The organism is Ilumatobacter fluminis, assembly GCF_004364865.1.
Taxonomy (GTDB): Bacteria; Actinomycetota; Acidimicrobiia; order Acidimicrobiales; family Ilumatobacteraceae; genus Ilumatobacter; species Ilumatobacter fluminis.
The window spans coordinates 755,034-771,956 of record NZ_SOAU01000001.1; the positions used below are offsets into that span (position 1 = coordinate 755,034).

General features: G+C 70.0%; 14 protein-coding genes and 1 tRNA gene. 4 read left to right on the plus strand and 11 right to left on the minus strand.

From position 1 onward, the window contains the following. Positions 1-6 precede the first annotated feature (6 nt). The 7 genes from BDK89_RS03370 to BDK89_RS03400 all read right to left on the minus strand — a co-directional run bounded on the left by BDK89_RS03370 (position 7) and on the right by BDK89_RS03400 (position 7,517). Positions 7-2,361, minus strand: a complete 2,355-nt coding sequence (locus BDK89_RS03370; RefSeq protein ID WP_133867611.1) for a PQQ-dependent sugar dehydrogenase — start codon at positions 2,359-2,361, stop codon at positions 7-9. 94 nt (positions 2,362-2,455) lie between these two features. Beyond that, positions 2,456-3,559, minus strand: coding sequence for a trans-sulfuration enzyme family protein (locus BDK89_RS03375; RefSeq protein ID WP_133867612.1), 1,104 nt, complete (start codon positions 3,557-3,559; stop codon positions 2,456-2,458). 90 nt (positions 3,560-3,649) lie between these two features. Further along, complete coding sequence (gene arsB / locus BDK89_RS03380; RefSeq protein ID WP_133867613.1) at positions 3,650-4,735, minus strand: ACR3 family arsenite efflux transporter; 1,086 nt, start codon at positions 4,733-4,735, stop codon at positions 3,650-3,652. A 174-nt stretch (positions 4,736-4,909) separates the two neighbouring features. Then, positions 4,910-4,987 (minus strand) — tRNA-Pro (locus tag BDK89_RS03385). 15 nt (positions 4,988-5,002) lie between these two features. Further along, complete coding sequence (locus tag BDK89_RS03390; protein ID WP_166657351.1) at positions 5,003-5,473, minus strand: response regulator; 471 nt, start codon at positions 5,471-5,473, stop codon at positions 5,003-5,005. A 44-nt stretch (positions 5,474-5,517) separates the two neighbouring features. Beyond that, a complete protein-coding gene (locus BDK89_RS03395) occupies positions 5,518-6,606 on the minus strand; it encodes an ArsA family ATPase (RefSeq protein WP_166657352.1) in 1,089 nt (362 codons plus the stop codon). Further along, complete coding sequence (locus tag BDK89_RS03400; protein ID WP_133867615.1) at positions 6,603-7,517, minus strand: ArsA-related P-loop ATPase; 915 nt, start codon at positions 7,515-7,517, stop codon at positions 6,603-6,605. Before BDK89_RS03400 ends, BDK89_RS03395 begins: the two co-directional genes overlap by 4 nt. 15 nt (positions 7,518-7,532) lie before the next feature. Here BDK89_RS03400 and BDK89_RS03405 point away from each other — a divergent pair, with 15 nt between their 5' ends. Both BDK89_RS03405 and BDK89_RS03410 read left to right on the plus strand, forming a co-directional pair. Then, positions 7,533-8,900, plus strand: a complete 1,368-nt coding sequence (locus BDK89_RS03405) for an NfeD family protein (RefSeq protein ID WP_133867616.1) — start codon at positions 7,533-7,535, stop codon at positions 8,898-8,900. Between the two features lie 18 nt (positions 8,901-8,918). Beyond that, positions 8,919-9,716 (plus strand): agmatinase family protein, encoded by a 798-nt coding sequence (locus tag BDK89_RS03410; RefSeq protein WP_133867617.1) that lies wholly within the window; start codon positions 8,919-8,921, stop codon positions 9,714-9,716. Between the two features lie 196 nt (positions 9,717-9,912). On the opposite strand, the gene selB is transcribed toward BDK89_RS03410, so the two are convergent. Together selB and selA are read right to left on the minus strand one after the other, a co-directional pair. Next, complete coding sequence (selB, locus tag BDK89_RS03415) at positions 9,913-11,634, minus strand: selenocysteine-specific translation elongation factor (protein WP_133867618.1); 1,722 nt, start codon at positions 11,632-11,634, stop codon at positions 9,913-9,915. 94 nt (positions 11,635-11,728) lie between these two features. Then, on the minus strand, positions 11,729-13,009 hold the full coding sequence (gene selA / locus BDK89_RS03420) for an L-seryl-tRNA(Sec) selenium transferase (RefSeq protein WP_133867619.1): 1,281 nt from the start codon (positions 13,007-13,009) through the stop codon (positions 11,729-11,731). Between the two features lie 74 nt (positions 13,010-13,083). Between selA and dut the strand changes: the two genes are divergently transcribed. Continuing rightward, positions 13,084-13,521 (plus strand): dUTP diphosphatase, encoded by a 438-nt coding sequence (gene dut, locus BDK89_RS03425; protein WP_133867620.1) that lies wholly within the window; start codon positions 13,084-13,086, stop codon positions 13,519-13,521. Positions 13,522-13,805: 284 nt separating this feature from the next. Here the strand turns inward: dut and BDK89_RS22025 are convergent, their stop codons facing one another. Both BDK89_RS22025 and BDK89_RS22340 read right to left on the minus strand, forming a co-directional pair. Further along, positions 13,806-14,984, minus strand: a complete 1,179-nt coding sequence (locus tag BDK89_RS22025; protein ID WP_208293951.1) for a peptidylprolyl isomerase — start codon at positions 14,982-14,984, stop codon at positions 13,806-13,808. Then, complete coding sequence (locus tag BDK89_RS22340) at positions 14,981-15,652, minus strand: FKBP-type peptidyl-prolyl cis-trans isomerase (protein WP_133867621.1); 672 nt, start codon at positions 15,650-15,652, stop codon at positions 14,981-14,983. Before BDK89_RS22340 ends, BDK89_RS22025 begins: the two co-directional genes overlap by 4 nt. Before the next feature lie 54 nt (positions 15,653-15,706). Here BDK89_RS22340 and BDK89_RS03440 point away from each other — a divergent pair, with 54 nt between their 5' ends. Further along, the gene (locus BDK89_RS03440; protein WP_133867622.1) at positions 15,707-16,879 is read left to right on the plus strand and encodes a hypothetical protein; all 1,173 of its coding nucleotides are present in this window, start codon (positions 15,707-15,709) and stop codon (positions 16,877-16,879) included. Positions 16,880-16,923 lie beyond the last annotated feature (44 nt).

Here is a 16,923-nt window from a genome sequence, read left to right on the forward strand (position 1 = left end):
CGACGATCAGGTGAAGAAGCCGAGCACGTCGACGACGAGATCGGTGCGGCGGAACGCGGTGTAGTTCATCCGTCCGCCGTCACCGAGCTTGGTCACGGCGAGCACCGCGCGGATCTGGCCGGCCCCGTCGACGTTCAGGTTCGAGACGACCGGCGTGGTCGGCGTCGGGTGCGCCGACAGGTGGCCCGCCTCGGCGGGGTTCACCATCGTCAGGTTGTGCACCACGGCGCTCGCCGACCCGGCGCCCGGCACGGTGAGCCCCTGCGCGGCCTCCGGCTGCATGGTGCCGAACGGAGTCGAGTCGCGGGTGTCGACGATCCGGTTGGCCGAGACGGCCTGATACCTGCCCTCGACCGAGCTCGGCGCAGCGTCCGACGTCACATAGCCGGCGACGTCGATCACCGTGTTCGCGACGTTCACCGAGCCGATCGTGATCCCACCGTCGGGGCCGAGCGGCACCACGACCAGGTTGGCTCGCACCTCACCGGCGCGCACGTTGACGTTCGACGTCTCGATCACGTCGCCGCCACCCGGGTACACGCTCAGATGGCCGCCGTCGGCCGAGCCGGCGATCGCCACCATCGACAGCACCACGGCCTCGACTGTGCCGTCGTCGGGGATGCCGACGTGTCCGGCGATGTCGACGTCCCACCCGGCCGCGGTGTCGGTCCACGGATTCGGGCTGCCCGAATCGAGGGGCTGCCCAGCGGTTTCGCGGGTGTCGGCGACCCGGGTCGGTTCGAGCGCGACGAACCGGCCGTCGTCGGTCGGGCCCGACTCGTCGAACCACGCGAGCACGTCGATGACGACCCGAGCGCCGACCGTCGTCTCGATCACGAAGGTGCCGTCGTCGGCCAACGGCACGATCGCTGCGTTGGCAGCGAGCCCGAACGACCGGTCGACGTTGAGCGACGACGTTTCCGGACGGGCCGTGCGAGCCGGCCACGCCCGGAGGAAACCGGCACCGTCGGTGGCCGCGAACGTGAGGTTGACCAGCGCCGCCTCGTAGTCGGCGGGCGGCTCGGCGTCGACGACGCGCGTCGACATCGCCGTCATCCGCCCCGCCGGACCACCGACCGTGTTGCCGGTGTCGTAGATGCGTACCGGCGACGTCGGCACGATCTTCATCGGCCCGGTCGACGCGTCGTTCGGCGCCGGTGGCACGACGGCCCGCACCGACCCGAGGGTCGTGTAGTAGAGGACGGAACGGCCCTCGGCGTCGAAGCCGAACGTCATGTCGGTCATGCCGTTGGCGCCCGAGACGAACGGTGAGCCGTAGTCGACCGAACCGTTCGCCTCCATCAGCCAGATCTCGCCCGACAGGTAGTCGCCGAACAGATAGGTGCCGTCGTACCGGCTCGGCCACAGGCCGTCGGGTACGAACGCGCCGCCGGTGATCGACCGGCCGGTCGTGCGGCCGTACACGGTGATCGGGTCGGTCAGGCCGACCGCCGGTCCGGCGCACGGCGCGGTCTGTCCCTGCGGGCAGTTGCCCTCGCGCGACGGCCAGCCGTAGTTCGCGCCGAGCTTGCCGTCGTCGACTTCTTCCAAGGTGCCTTGACCGACGTCGTTGATGTAGAAGCGGCCGCTGCCGTCGTTGCGGTCGAACGCGAAGCGGTACGGGTTACGCAGGCCGACCGCATAGATCTCCTGACAGGTCGTGGTCGGTGTCAGCGAGGTGTTGCCCCGCGTGGCGCACCGGGCGGTGCCGGCGCCCGAGAAGGGGTTGCCGGGCGCCGGGAAGCCGTCGGTCGTGATCCGCAGGATCTTGCCGTTCAGCAGTGACAAGTCTTGGGCGGCGTCGTTGCTGCCGGCCGACCCGGAGTCGCCGCGCGGGTCTCGTCCGGCGTCACCGACGGCGACGTAGAGGTAGCCGTCGCTGCCGATGTCGAGGTCGCCGCCGTTGTGGTTGCCGCCCCGGGCCGAGATCTTGTCGAGCAGGACGACCTCGCTCGCCGGGTCGATGCTGCTGTCCGGGCTCATGGTGAAGCGACTGACCCGATTCACGCAGCCCGCAGCGGTGGCGGCGCTGTAGTAGACGTACACGGCTCCGTTGCTCGTGAAGCCCGGGTCGTGGGTGAAGCCGAGCAGGCCCTGTTCGCTGGAGGTGCAGACGCTCAGCGTGAGGGCGGTCGAGAACGTCGCCGATCCGGGCCGGCCGACGCGCACCCGGCCGGCCTTCTCGAGCACCACGATCCGGTCGCCCGGCATCCACTCCACTGCCGTCGGTGAGTCGAACCCGCCGACGGCGACATCGGTGAACCCGGCGGGCACGGTGGCCGCCTCGACGACGTTCGGCGACCCGGTCGCCATCGCCCCGAGCAGCATCGATCCGGCAACGAACAGTCGACCCCAGCGCATGGCGCGACCGTACAACCGCCCAACCGGCGAACGGGGTCGGATACGTCTCGTCGGGACCGACGAGACGTATCCGACCCCCTTCGTCGGTTCGTGCTCAGGACAGAGCGTGCTGGAGGTCGGCCCAGAGGTCGTCGACGTGTTCGAGGCCGACACTGAGGCGGATCAGGCCGGGAGGGACCTCTTCCTGTCCCTCCAACGCCGCCCGCTGCTCCATCGTCGACTCGACGCTGCCGAGGCTCGTGGCGTGCCGGATCAGGCGGGTTCGACGGACCGTGTCGTGGGCCGCCTGGAAACTCGCCACCTCGAAGCTGACGATCGACCCGAATCCGGTCATCTGCTCCTTCGCCCGTGCGTGGTTCGGGTCGGTCGGCAGGCCGGGATACCGGACCTTGGCGACGGCATCGTGGTCGTCGAGCCGTCGGGCGAGTTCGAGCGCCGTGTCCTGGGCGTGGCGGACGCGGAGCGCCATCGTCCGTGCGCCGCGAACGGCGAGGTACGACTCGAGTGCGCCCGGCGTGCCGCCGTGCAGCGTGCGGCTGCGCCGGAGGCGCTCGACCAGTTCGAGGGAGCGGGTGGTGACGACGCCGCTCAGTAGATCGGAGTGGCCACCGATGAACTTGGTCGCCGACTGCACCGACAGATCCGCGCCGAGGTCGAGCGGTCGCTGGAGGAGCGCCGTGGCGAAGGTGTTGTCGACCGCGAACAGCGAACCGGTCTTGCGGTCGGCAGCTGCGATCGTGGCGAGCTCGGCGACCTCGAGGAGCGGGTTCGACGGCGACTCGACCCAGACCAGATCGGCCGTGGCGAGTGCGGCGAGCCAGCCGTCGGTGTCGGCGGTGGCGATCCGGTCGACGGTCCAGCGACCCTGCGCCTCACCCTCGGCGGCGATGCCTTCGGTCGCCTGGTAGCAGTCGGACGGGACGGCGATGTGGGCGCCGGTCGGGAGCAGGGCGAAGACCGAGCTGACCGCCGCCATGCCCGATGCGAACGAGACGCACTGGGCCTGTTCGAGCCCGCCGACGACGGTCTCGAGCGCATGCCAGGTCGGCGTGGTGTCGGTGCGGGCGTAGAGCACGTCGCCGTCGAGTTCGAAGTTCGACGCCGGCACGATCGGCGCATTGAGTGGCTCACCGGGCGCGTGCGGACGTCCGCCGCTCACCAACCACGTCTCGTCGCTCCACTCGTCGTCACGTTCCATTCCCCCATCATGCCGACCAACCGCACGGATGGGGTCAGACCGGATGGGTCAGACCGGGTCCGAGTCAGGGTCGCGGATGTCGAGGTCGTGTCACGAACGTGGTCGGACCCCATCGGTGTCGTAGTAGCGGCGCTTGGCCCAGAGGCTGACGTAGACGAGTGCGACGAGCACCGGCACCTCGATGAGCGGGCCGACGACGCCGGCGAGCGCCTGGCCCGAGGTCACCCCGAACACACCGATCGACACGGCGATCGCGAGCTCGAAGTTGTTGCCCGCCGCCGTGAACGCGATCGACGTGTTGCGCTCGTAGGGGAAGCCCATCTTGAGACCGGCGAAGTACGACCCGAACCACATGAGTGCGAAGTAGATGAGCAGGGGCACGGCGATGCGAGCGACGTCCCACGGCTGCTCGGTGATCTGCTCCCCCTGCAGCGCGAAGAGGATCACGATCGTGAACAGCAGGCCGTAGAGGGCGACCGGGCCGATGCGCGGCAGGAACCGTTCCTCGTACCACTCGACGCCCTTGGCGCGCTCGCCGATCGTGCGCGTGAGGAAGCCGGCGAGCAGCGGGATCCCGAGGAAGATCAGCACCGACTTGGCGATCTCCCACATCGTGACGTCGATGCCGTCGGAGTCGAGCCCGAGCCATTCGGGGAGGAGCTCGAGGTAGAAGTAGCCGAGGATCGAGTAGGCGACGATCTGGAACAACGAGTTGATCGCGACCAGCACGGCGGCCAGTTCACGGCTGCCGCAGGCGAGATCGTTCCAGATCAGGACCATGGCGATGCAGCGGGCGAGACCGACGATGATCAGCCCGGTCCGGTACTCGGGCAGGTCGGGGAGCAGGATCCAGGCGAGTGCGAACATGAGCGCCGGCCCGATCAGCCAGTTCAACACGAGCGACATGACGAGCGACCGGCGGTCGAGCGACTCGCCGATCCGGGTGTACTTCACCTTGGCGAGGACCGGGTACATCATCGCCAGCAGCCCGATCGCGATCGGGAGCGAGACGGTGTCGATCTTGATCGCATCGAGGGTCTCGTCGAGGTCGGGGATCGCCTTGCCGAGCACGATTCCGATCAGCATCGCGGCGCCGATCCAGACCGGCAGGAATCGGTCGAGGGTGGAGAGCTGGGCGGGGGCGTCGGCGGACGGTTCGATGCTGGTGTCGGTCATCTCGATGCCTCGGTGGGGGAGCGAAGAGGGTGCGCCGCGGACGGCCGACATCGTTTCGATGTCGGTCGATACGTTACCCGAACGCTTCGACCACCGTCAATATGATCCTGGGTTCGCTGCCGGCCCGGTGAACGACGAAGGCCGGCCCCGGTGGGCCGGCCGTCGTCATCTATCTGGTCGGGGTGAGAGGATTTGAACCTCCGGCCTCGTCGTCCCGAACGACGCGCGCTAACCAAGCTGCGCCACACCCCGTGGCGGTGCACGATCCTATCCGGCGTTGGCGGTTTCTTCCTCGGCCGCGGCGGGATCTTCTTCGCCGTCGGTCGCCTCCGGCTCGGGGGCCGGCGCCACCGGGACGCCCTCGTGGTACGTCTCGCCGGCCAGGGCAGCGTTCATCGCGCGGCGCAGACGCAGGGCGTCGAGCGGCTTGATGACCCACGCCTCGGCGTCGGAGCGCTGGGCGATGTACACGTCGGCCTCGCGGTCGAGCAGCATCACGACCGGCAGGTGCGGGAGTGCATCGACCGACTCGTCGTTGCGGAGCGCCAGAGTGATGGCGAAGCCGCCCATCGTGCCGACCTGGAGGTCGGTGATGACGAGGTCGGGCTCGCGCTCGGCGGCGACCTTGGCGACCAGCTGGCCGCTCCGGACAACGGTGAACGAGGTGTCGGGGCCGCCGAGGGCGGCGGTGACCTCGGCGACGATCCAGTCGGCATCGGTGGCGAGCAAGATGTGCACGGCAGAGACGTTACCCGGCGCCGTCGACGGCGGGGCAAAGCCCATCAGGGGAACAGGTACCGGCCGAGGTGGTCGAGCGACTCGAGGTCGTGGACGTCGGTCGGGAGCAGTGGCACCTCGACGACGGGGGCGCCGGTGTGGCCGAGCAGGGCGTCGACCTCGGCGCGCTCGTCGTCCGCGACGGCGCGCAGCTCGGCGAGGTTCGACCAGATCGCGGCCAGCTCGGGCCGGTCGGTGTCGGCGGCCTTGGCGGCGCGTGTCCGGGCGTCGCTGACCGAGCCGTCGCCGAAGCGGGGGTGCATCCGGTTCACGATCGTGGTGGCGACGCCGTAGCCGCGCTCGGCGAGCTGATCGGCGAACCACGCCGCCTCCGCCAGCGCGTCGTGCTGGGGCGATGTCACGAGGACGAACTCGGTACCGGCGGCTCGGAGGAGGTTGGCGACGGCGTCGGCCCGCTCTCGGAACCCGACCTCCATGCCGGCGAACGTCTGGAAGAAGGCGACGGCGTCGCTCAACACGTCGGAGCCGACCACCTTGCCGATCAAGCGCAGCAGCGGCTGGGTAGCGGCGCTGAAGACCTTCAACCCGGTGCGCGTCGGCATCATCATCAGCTTGAACGCCTTGTGGTCGAGGAAGCGGGTCAGCACGCCTGGTGCCTCGAGGAACTCGATCGCGTTTCGGCTCGGCGGCGTGTCGACCACGACGAGGTCGAACCGGTCGTCGGTGTGCAACTCGTAGAGCGCCTCGGACGCCATGTACTCCTGCGTCCCGCTGAGGGCGGTGGCCATGTTGCGATAGAAGGCGTTGGCGACGATCCGATCGGCCTGCTCGGGGTCGGTCGCGTTGGCTCGTACGACCCGTTCGAACATCGCCGGGGCGTCGAGCATCATCGCCCATAGCTCGCCCTCGCCGGTGTCGACCGGGAGTCGCTGCGGCTCACCCGTGAGCCCGTCGGGCAGGCCGAGCGCGTCGGCCAGGCGGCGGGCGGGGTCGATCGTCACGACGACCGCCCGGCGGCCGGCCTTGGCGGCCTCGAGGCCGATGGCGGCGGCCGACGTCGTCTTGCCGACGCCGCCCGACCCGCAGCACACCACGACCGACGACCGACCGACCACCTCGACGAGCGCGCTCACGACGTCGGCTCCGCTGGCCCAGACGAGTCCGACGGGTCGATCGCGGCGGCGAGTTCGGCGATGTCGGTCGGGCCGAGGTCGGCGACGGGCTGCCACGGGAGTCGCACCACCGCGTCGAACTCGTCGGTGACCCGTTCGAGTTCGTGCACCTGCACGTCGCGGCGCTCGCGCCGGAACGCGGCGGCGGCTCGGGCGTCGTCGACCTGCACGGTGGCGCGCCCGAAATCGACCTCGTCGGGATCGGGCACCTCGTCGCCGGTGTCGAGCCGGTTGACGACCACCGGTCCGAGATCGGAACCGACGCGAGAACGGATCGCAGCGGCGGTCTCCATCAGCTCGTTGACCGGTGTCGACTCGGGCAGGGTCACGAGCACGATCGAACAGCGCGCGGGATCGGCCAGCATCGCCAGCACCTCGTCGGCCTGATCGGCGACCGGACCGCTGCTGACCGCGTCGCGCAGACCCGCCGGCGTGGTCAGGAAGGTGACGGCGTGTCCGGCGGCCGGTCCGTCGACCAGGATCAGATCCCACTCGCCTGATCGCTCGAGTTGCTTGATCTTGCCGAGCACGACGAGGTCGTCGATGCCGGGAGCGGCAGTACCGATCACCTCGATCACCCCGGTCTTCGTCAGGCGCTTCGCGATCCGCCCGAAACCGTGTTCGAGCAGGTACTCCTCGAGCGAGGTGGACGCCGAGATGTGACGCACGTCGAGATCGGGCAGCCAGCCGTCGAGCGTCGGCTTGCCGTCGAGCTCGATCACGAGCACGCGCTGACCGGCATCGGCTGCCGCACGCGCCAGAACTGCCGTTACCGTGGTCTTGCCGACCCCGCCCTTGCCGGCCACCACGACGAGTCTCGAGGTGATCAGCGCGCCGAGCGGGTTCGACTTCGTCTCCACATCGTCCGACATCCGAAAGGCACCTCGTTGCGCAGACTACTGATCGCCCTGCTCGGCGCCATGGCCGTCTCGATCGTGCTCGCCGCGCCCGCTGCCGCGCAGACCGACGAGGGCGAGCCGACGTCCGAGGCCGATCGCGAGATCGTCGCCGCACCGGTCGACATCCTCCAGGTCAACGGCCTGTTCGACGAGATCGTCGTCGACGAGATCATCCGGTCGATCGACCGTGCCGTCGACGACGGCAGCCAGGCCCTCGTGCTCCAGACCGACTCGAAGGGTGCCGTGGTGTCCGACGAGCGGATGGTCGAGCTGATGCACGCCATCGACGAAGCGCCCGTCCCGGTCGGCATCTGGGTCGGCCAGTCCGGCGCCCACCTGTACGGCGCTCCTGCCCAGCTCCTCCTGGTCGCCGACGTGACCGGCATGGCACCCGGTGCCAGCATCGGCAACGTCGGCCCGCAGCTGACCGACGAGTTCCCGCTCGGCCCCGGCCTGAACCAGCTGCGCGAGCGCACCGTCGGCCTGTCCGACGCCCGCGATCTGGCCATCTTCAAGCAACGCATCTCCGACGAGGGCATCGCCACCGTCGCCAACATGATCGACGCACTCGACGGATACGTCGAAGGCGACATCGAACTCGACACGACGACCGAGGTCGTCACCGAGTCGGGCGTGGTGCAGCGCGAGACGATCGCCGTCGCCCGCTTCATCAAGCTCGACCTCGTCGACCAGCTGTTCCACACCGTGGCCAGCCCGCCGGTGGCCTACCTGCTGTTCCTGATCGGCCTCGCCCTGCTGATCTTCGAGTTCTACACCGCCGGTGTCGGCATCGCCGGCGTGGTCGGCGCCGGGTCGGCGATCCTCGCCTGCTACGGCCTCGCAGCGCTCCCCGCCCGTGGGTGGGCGGTCGGACTGATCGTCGTCGCCATGATCGCCTTCGCCGTCGACGTGCAGGTCGGCATCCCCCGGTTCTGGACGGGCGTCGGCATCGTGCTCACGATCGTCGGCACGTTCTGGTTGTACGAGCCGATCACCGGCACCTCGATCTGGCCGTCGTGGCTCGCCGTGATCGCCGGGCTCGGCGGCACGATGCTCGCCTTCATCGTCGGCATGCCGTCGATGGTGCGTACCCGCTTCGCCACGCCGACCATCGGCCGAGAGTGGATGGTCGGTGCCGACGGCGTCGCGATCCAGGCGATCGACCCCGAGGGGACCGTGCAGGTCGGCGACGCCCAGTGGCGTGCCCGCACCAACCGTGCGACCCCGATCGAGGCCGGCGAAGCCCTGAAGGTCGTCGCGATCGACGGGGTCACGCTCGAGGTCGAGCCGCTCGAAGGCGCGGCCAAGGACTACCGCGAGATGCGCAAGAAGGAGCCGCAGGACGCCGAGTCCTGACCGGACGGCCGCAACGCCATGATCTCGCTGCTCGGGATCCCGCTCGACGCCAACTCGTCGCACCTGCGCGGCTGCGCCGCAGCACCGGCCGCGATGCGCGAGGCGCTGCACTCCGGCTCCGGGAACCACGTGACCGAGGCGACGGTCGACGTCGTCGCGAAGCTCGACGATCTGGGCGACGTCGACCTCTCGAACGAGGTCGGCTCCACCGCCGACGCCGATGCGATCACCGAAGCGGTCGCGCACGAACTCCGACGCGGTCGACAGGTGCTGTCCGTCGGCGGCGATCACTCGGTCACGTACCCGATCCTGCGGGCGTTCCGTGACCGGGTTGATGCGCCGCTGACGGTGGTGCACATCGACGCCCACCCCGACCTGTACGACGATCTCGACGGCAATCCGCTGAGTCACGCCTCGCCGTTCGCCCGTGCGCTCGAGGACGGCTGCATGGCCCGCCTGGTGCAGCTCGGCATCCGCACCGCCACGGCGCACCAGCGCGAGCAGGCGGCCCGTTGGGGCGTCGAGATGTACGGCGCACGCGAACTCGGCCGGTTCGATCCTTCGTCGTTGAGCGGCCCGATCTACGTGTCGGTCGACCTCGACGGGCTCGATCCGTCGGTCGCCCCCGGTGTGTCGCACCACGAGCCGGGTGGGATGACCTACCGGGAGCTGCTCGACGTCATCGACGACCTGCCCGGCCCGATCGTCGGCGCCGACGTCGTGGAACTCAACCCCTCACGAGACCTGGTCGGCATGACCGCCATGGTCGCCGCCAAAACAGTGAAAGAACTCGCCGGCGCCATCCTGCGCAGCTGAACCACGGGCGCGGTCGGTTGAGGTCAGACCCCATCCGACCGGAATGTTGGAGGCTCTGGCCGAACGCGATGTCGGATGGGGTCTGACCTCAACCGACGTGTTGGAGGCTCTGGCCGAACGCGATGTCGGATGGGGTCTGACCTCAACCGACGTGTTGGAGGCTCTGGCCGAACGCGATGTCGGATGGGGTCTGACCTCAACCGACGGGTGGGAGTCTCGGGCCGGCGATTCGGAGGTCGTCGCGGCGCCTCGTGATGCCGCGGGCGTCGAGCTCGGCGACGAGGGGGAGGGCGAACTTTCGGCTGGCGCCGGTGCGGTCGCGGAACTGGGCGACCGTGAAGCCGTCGGGGTCGGCCGCCAACAGCTCGGCGGCGACCAGTGCGGCGGCGTCGATCGTGTCGGAGTGGAACACGACCTTCTCGCGCTCGACGAGGATGCCGCGCCGCGTCAGCTCGCGAATGACGTTGCGGTCGGCGTCGGCCGGCACGTCGGGCGTGAAACCACCGGCGAGCACGTCGGCCGCCAGCGGATGATCGGCGAACGGGTCGATCTGCCCCGCTCGTCGAGCCAATGCCCCGTCGACCTCGATCTCGTCGTGGCACTCCAGCACGGCGCGTTCGGGTTCCGACAGTGTCGACAGGTCGAGTCCGACCTCACCGGCGTCGTCGACGAGTGCGAGCAGTCGGTCGCCGGTCGCTGCCAACTCGTCGGGCGTGGTGACCCAGCGACCGACGGTCGGCTCGACCCGCTCGCCCGTGAGCAGCTCCAGCTCGTCGACGTCGACCCAACCACGCTCGCCCACCACCCGGTCGATCGAGCGGTCGGGAGCCGCCTTCGACGCCCGCAACTGCGGATCGATGTCGAGCACTTCGCCACCACCGACCGTCTCGTCGCGCCCCGACTCGCGGAGCACGAAACGATCACCGGGCAGGAGCGGCAGCTCGACCGGCAGGAACAGCCGAACGGCGCCGGTGGTGCCGGGCGAGAGCGCCTCGGACCCGAGCACCCGCACCTTCACCGGCAGCTCGCGCGAACCGATGTAGGCGGCGTAGGCGCCGCGCCGCGACACCTCGTGGTCGAGAGCCGCCAACACGTCGAGCGACGCGTCGAAGCGGTCGGTCGTGCGCCACCGGCCCGGGGTGATGACGGCGTCGCCACGGCCGATCTCGTCGTGGCCGACCCCGTTCAGGTTGAGCGCCACCCGGTTGCCGGCGCCGATCCGCTCGACGTTCGTGCCCAGCGTCTGGATCGAACGGATGCGGGCCTCGTGACCACCCGGTTCGATCGCCACGATGTCGTCCTGGTGCAGCCGTCCGCCGGTGAGCGTGCCGGTGACGACGGTGCCGGCGCCCTTGGCGGCGAACACCCGGTCGATCCAGAGCCGCGGTCGGTCACGGTCCTCCGACTCCGGGGTGGCCGCCACCAGCGTGTCGAGTTCGGCTCGGAGCTCGTCGAGGCCGTCACCACCGAGCGAGTCGACGGCGACGATCGGGGCGCCGTCGAGGAAGGTGCCGCCGACGTGATCGGCGACCTCGAGGGTGGCGATCTCGAGCCATTCGTCGTCGACGAGGCCCTTCTTCGTGAGGGCGATCACGCCGTGCCGCAGCCCGAGCAGTTCGAGGATGCGGAGATGCTCCTCCGACTGGGGCTTCCAGCCCTCGGTCGCCGCGACGACGAACAGGCAGGCGTCGACGCCGCCGACCCCGGCGAGCATGTTGCGCAGGAAACGGACGTGGCCGGGGACGTCGACGAAGCTGACGCCGGCGCCCGACGGCAGTTCGGTGTGGGCGAAACCGAGATCGATCGTCAGCCCGCGCCGCTTCTCCTCCTCGAACCGGTCGGGGTCGGTGCCCGTGAGCGCCAACACCAGCGACGACTTCCCGTGATCGACGTGCCCCGCCGTCGCCACCACCCTCATCGCGCACCCCGACCAGAAGGGGTCAGGCACCTTCTGGCAGTCCGGCGGTCGGAAATCGGCGCTCGTGTGCCAGAAGGTGCCTGACCCCTTCTGGTCACAGCTGACCCAACGCGTCGATGAGGTGGGGGTCGTCGGCGGGGTCGACGGAGCGGAGGTCGAGCGTGGTGCGGCCGTCGCGGGTGCGGGCGATGATCGGCGGGTCGAACGAGCGGAGTTCGGCGAGGCGGTCGCCGTCGACGGCGACACCGATCGAGGGCATGGTGATGCCGGGGGCCGAGCCGGCGCCCGGCAGGGCCTCGGTGTCGACGACGCCCCCGACACCGGCGGCCCCGACGATGGCGTCGGCGCGGGCTCGCAGGGCGTCGGGTGACTGGGCGACCATCCGCCAGAAGGCCAGATCGTCACAGACCGTCTTGTGGAGGTACGACAGGGCGACGTCTTGGAGCGCGGCGAGCACCAAGCCGCCGCAGCGCAACGCCCGGGCGAGCGGATGCCGAGCGCAGCGCTGCACCAGGTCTCGACGGCCGGCGATGATGCCGGCCTGCGGACCACCGAGCAGCTTGTCGCCGCTGAAGGTGATCAGGTCGGCGCCGTCGGCGATGGTCTGGACCGCGGCCGGTTCACCGTTCAGCCACGCCGGTGGCGCACCCTTCATCCACGGGACCGTTGCGTCGATCAGGCCGCTGCCGATGTCGGCGACGACGGGTACGTCGAGCGTCGCGAGCTGGGCGACCGGGGTGTCCTCCACGAACCCCTCGACGCGGTAGTTGCTCGGGTGCACCTTGAGCACCAGCGCCACGTCGGTGTCGGGCCGCTCGATGGCTCGTTCGTAGTCGGACAACCGGGTGCGGTTGGTCGTGCCGACGTCGACCAGTCGGGCGCCCGACTGCTCCATCACTTCGGGCACGCGGAAGGCGCCACCGATCTCGACCGACTCGCCGCGCGAGACGGCGACGTCTTGGCCCTCGGCCAGTGCGGCGAGCACCAAGAGCACGGCCGACGCGTTGTTGTTGACGACGATCGCGTCCTCGGCGCCGCAGAGGCGGGCGAACAACTGGCCGACGGCCCGCTGGCGCGAACCTCGCTCGCCGGTGGCCAGGTCGAACTCGACGGTCTGGGCGCGTGCGGCCTGCGAGTGGGCGAGCGGCGCCCGGCCGAGGTTGGTGTGCAGCAGTACACCGGTGGCGTTCACCACCGGTGTGAGCAGCGATCGCTCGAGGTTGCGGGCGAGTTCGAACGCCTCGTCGAACCGGCCGCCGTCGGCGATCGCCGTCCGAGCAGCGTCGACGAGCATCGGGTGGGGGAGCGACGAATGTTCGGCGAGTCGGCGCGCCAGCGTGTCGACCGAGGGTGGACGATCGGCGGGCGTGGTCACGTCGGGCAGCCTAGGAGTTCGCGGTCGGGGAGCGCCCTTCGGGTCGGCCCGGTCGAGGCCGTAGTGTCGCTGCGGTGAGCCTCCCGATCGACATCGTCCCGCTCGACCCCGAACTCCCGCTCCCGGCCTACGCGCACGAGGGCGATGCCGGGCTCGACTTGTACGCACGAGAGTCGGCGGTGATCCGAGCGGGCGGGCACCGGCTGCTCATGCCGACCGGCATCTCGATCGCGATCCCTGTCGGCTACTGCGGCCTGGTGATGCCGCGATCGGGTCTGGCGCTGAAGCACGGCATCAGCATCGTCAACGCGCCGGGCCTGATCGACGCCGCCTACCGGGGCGAGATCAAGGCGGTGCTGGTCAACACCGACCCGGACCACGACTACGAGATCCATCGTGGTGACCGTGTCGCCCAGTTGGTCATCCAGCGGGTCGAACAGGTTGCCTGGAACGTCGTCGAGTCACTCGACGGTGTCGACCGAGGTGGCGGCTTCGGCCACTCCGGCCGCTAGTGACCTGAAGTGTCGGTTGATGTCAGGTCGGTTGAGGTCAGACCCCAACCGACTACAGGTGGGGTTGACGCCCACCGACGACCTGTCGGTTGGGGTCTGACCTCATCCGACAGGTGGTGTGACGGCCACCGACGACCTGTCGGTTGGGGTCTGACCTCATCCGACAGGTGGTGTGACGGCCACCGATGACCTGTCGGTTGGGGTCTGACCTCATCCGACAGGTGGTGTGACGGCCACCGACGACCTGTCGGTCGGTTGATGTCTGACATCGACCGACCGGTTTGTCAGGACTCGGTGATGGTGACCGACTCGATGACGACCTCTTCGAGCGGGGGGACGCCGTTGTCGTTCGGGTTGCCGGCGGCATCGAGCGCGGGGACGGTGTCGTCCATCCCCTCGACGACGGTGCCGAACACCGAGTAGCTCGGCGGCAGGAACGTCGCGTCGCCGGTGATGATGAAGAACTGGCTGCCGTTGGTATTCGGGCCCGAGTTCGCCATCGCAACCGTGCCGGGCACGTACACATCGCTGCTCGCCGGCAGTTCGTCGGGGAACGAGTAACCCGGATCGCCGGTGCCCGTCGCCGTCGGGTCGCCGCACTGCGCCATGAAGCCCGGGATGATCCGGTGGCAGTTCGTGTCGTCGAAGTAGTGGTAACGAGCCAGGGTCACGAAGTTGTTGACCGTCAGCGGCGCCGCTTCGTCGTCGAGCTCGACGACGAGCGTGCCCTTGTTGGTGACGATCTCGGCGGTGTACGTCTTCGAGGTGTCGATGCACGTCGGCGGGTACTCGTCGAAGCTCTGCTGCTGCTCGCTCGATCCGTCGACGGCCGGGCAGTCGATGGCGTCGGCCTGCGGCGCCAGCGTGGGCGGCGGTGCGGGCTCCTGGATCTCGATCACGAAGGTGAGTGCCGCGCCGCCGGGGATCACGCCGGCGTAGCCCTCGTCGCCGTAGGCGAGGTCGGAGGGGATGTCGAGCTGGACCGTCGAGCCCTCGGTGAGGCCGACGAGACCTTCGTCCCAACCGGCGATGACCTGGCCGACACCGATCGCGAAGGTGGCCGCCTGGCCGTAGTTGTAGCTGGCGTCGAACTCGGTGCCGTCGGCGGTGAGCACCCCGACGTAGTCGACCGTGATCGAGTCGCCGGCCTCGACGACGTCGCCGGAGCCCTCCTCGAGGACCGTCACGACGAGCGAATCCGGCTCCTCGGCCGGCAGCTGGATCTCGGGCTTGCCGGTGGCGGGGTCGCCGGGCACCAGGATGCCGTCGCCGGCCGCGGTGGTCGCGCTCTCCTCGTCGTCCGAGTCGGTGGCCGAATTGTCGCCAGTGGCCCCGTCGTCTGCGGCGGTGTCGCCGGTCGTGTCGTTCGCAGCCGGTTGCTCGGCGGCGGGTTCGTCGTCGCTGCCGCAGGCGCTCACGACGAGCGCAGCGGCGATGCCGACGGCGGCGAGGCGGCGGGTCATTCGGCGTCGCCCGGGGTGATCGAGACGACCTCGATGACGAACGACAGCGAGTCGCCCGGTCGGATCACGCCACGGTCGGCGTCGCCATAGGCGAGGTCGGCCGGGATGTCGAGCTGGATGATGCTGCCCTCGGTGGCGCCTTCGACGCCCTGGTCCCAGCCGTCGATGACCTGGCCGGCACCGATCGTGAACGAGAACGGGCTGCCCCGGTCGTAGCTGTTGTCGAACTCGACACCGTCCTCGGAACGGACGCCGACGTAGTTCACCTCGACGGTGTCGCCGGCCTCGGCCGGGTCGCCCGTGCCTTCCTCGATGACCGTGACGACCAGCTCCGTGGGCGTCTCCTCGGGCACCAGCACCGACGGCTTGCCGCTCGCCTCGTCGGCGGGCGTGGTGTCGCCGGGCGCCGTCGTGACCTCGGGCGTCGTGTCGACCGGCACCGTCTCGACGGGCACGGTGATCTCGGGGATCGTCGTCTCGGTCTCGTCGTCGCCGGTGAAGGCGCCGCCGATCCAGGCGATCAGGACGACCGCAGCGATCGCGAGGACCGCGGCGAGGCTCCAGCGCAACACGTTGCGCTTGACGGCGGCGCTGCGCTCGGCCTTCGCCTCTTCGATCAGGCGCTGCTGGCGGTTGGCCTTTTGACGTTCACGTTTCTCTGTGCCCACGAGGGCGCGAGGCTATCGGCGCCCCGCCCGGACGAGTGGGCAGGGAGGTCGGTCGTGGGGGACGTGTCTCAGGCGGCACTCAAGTCGCGCCTGCGTATCGCCGATATCCGGACAGGAGCGACGATCGGCGTCGCTGTTGCACGACCGGAACTCATGCCGCCGACGGCCACCATCGAACACGAAGCGACCGACGAACGCCGTGACCGGCGCGCCCGTTGCCGTGCCCGTGTCGACGCCGTCGACGAGCAGGAGCGCAGCCTCGCGGTCGGTGCCGGTGTGGCGATGGCAACGGTCGGCACCATCGGCACGCTCGTCTGGCTAGCGTGGCGGGTCACCCGTCTCACGCTCGATCCGGTCAGCGTCGCGTTCTTGCTCGCCGAGGTCGCCGGGCTGCTCGGCGGCCTCGCCGTCGCCAGCGGTCTCGCCGAGCGCTGGACCGCTCGTTCGGTCTTCGTCGACGAGCCGCGTGACAGCCATTGGTTCGCCCACTCGGTCGCCGATCTCGTCGGCCGCACCCGCGCCGACGACCTGCACCACGACGTCCGGTCGACCGTCCGTGGCGCCCCGCGGTGGCGGTGGCGCGACAGCGCGGACGCCGCCGTCGTGGCGATCCTGCTCGACGGTCCTCGTCGACTGCTGATGGTGGTCGCGGTCACGCTCGGGCTCCTGTTCGGCGTCTCGCCGTTCGGTGCCCCGCCGTGGTGGGCGCTCGTGGCGCTCGGCGCCGGTTGCCTCGGCATCGCGACCGCACACGTCGTGTTGGGGCGCGGCAGGATCCGGTACGGCGACCGAACGCGATGGACGTACGGGGCGATCGGCGAAGTCGTCGGACGCGCCGATGTCGACGGGCTCGCGCCGCGCCGTTGGGTCGGGGCGATCGCCTCGGCCGTCGCGGTGAGCGTCGCCGTCGGCCTCCGCGGGATGAGTGATCGCTGGACGCACGGGCTCCCGGCGATGGACGACGACGAGCGCGTCGTGCTGCTCGCCATCGCCGCCGGGCTGATCCTCGGCGCCCTCTACACGCTCGCCACATCGCCGCGGCCGACGCAGGTCGACGCGCATCTCGTGGCACGACATCTCGAAGAACGCACCGCACGACAGGCCGTCCTTGTCGTCGCCGTCGTGCTCGGCATGGTCGGCCTGGTCGCCGGTCTGCTCCCGACGGAGCAGGTCGCCGAACCGGCACCGACGGTGTCGGTCCCGGCAGGGGAGGCCGCCGATGGCTGACCTGCCCGCCGTGGTCGACCGCCGACACGGCAGAACCCTGAACG

Coding starts and splice junctions, on each gene's coding strand:
- BDK89_RS03370 (WP_133867611.1), bottom strand. CDS start 2,361: ATGCGCTGGGGTCGACTGTTCGTTGCCGGATCGATGCTGCTCGGGGCG.
- BDK89_RS03375 (WP_133867612.1), bottom strand. CDS start 3,559: ATGGAACGTGACGACGAGTGGAGCGACGAGACGTGGTTGGTGAGCGGC.
- arsB (WP_133867613.1), bottom strand. CDS start 4,735: ATGACCGACACCAGCATCGAACCGTCCGCCGACGCCCCCGCCCAGCTC.
- BDK89_RS03400 (WP_133867615.1), bottom strand. CDS start 7,517: ATGTCGGACGATGTGGAGACGAAGTCGAACCCGCTCGGCGCGCTGATC.
- BDK89_RS03410 (WP_133867617.1), top strand. CDS start 8,919: ATGATCTCGCTGCTCGGGATCCCGCTCGACGCCAACTCGTCGCACCTG.
- selB (WP_133867618.1), bottom strand. CDS start 11,634: ATGAGGGTGGTGGCGACGGCGGGGCACGTCGATCACGGGAAGTCGTCG.
- BDK89_RS22025 (WP_208293951.1), bottom strand. CDS start 14,984: ATGACCCGCCGCCTCGCCGCCGTCGGCATCGCCGCTGCGCTCGTCGTG.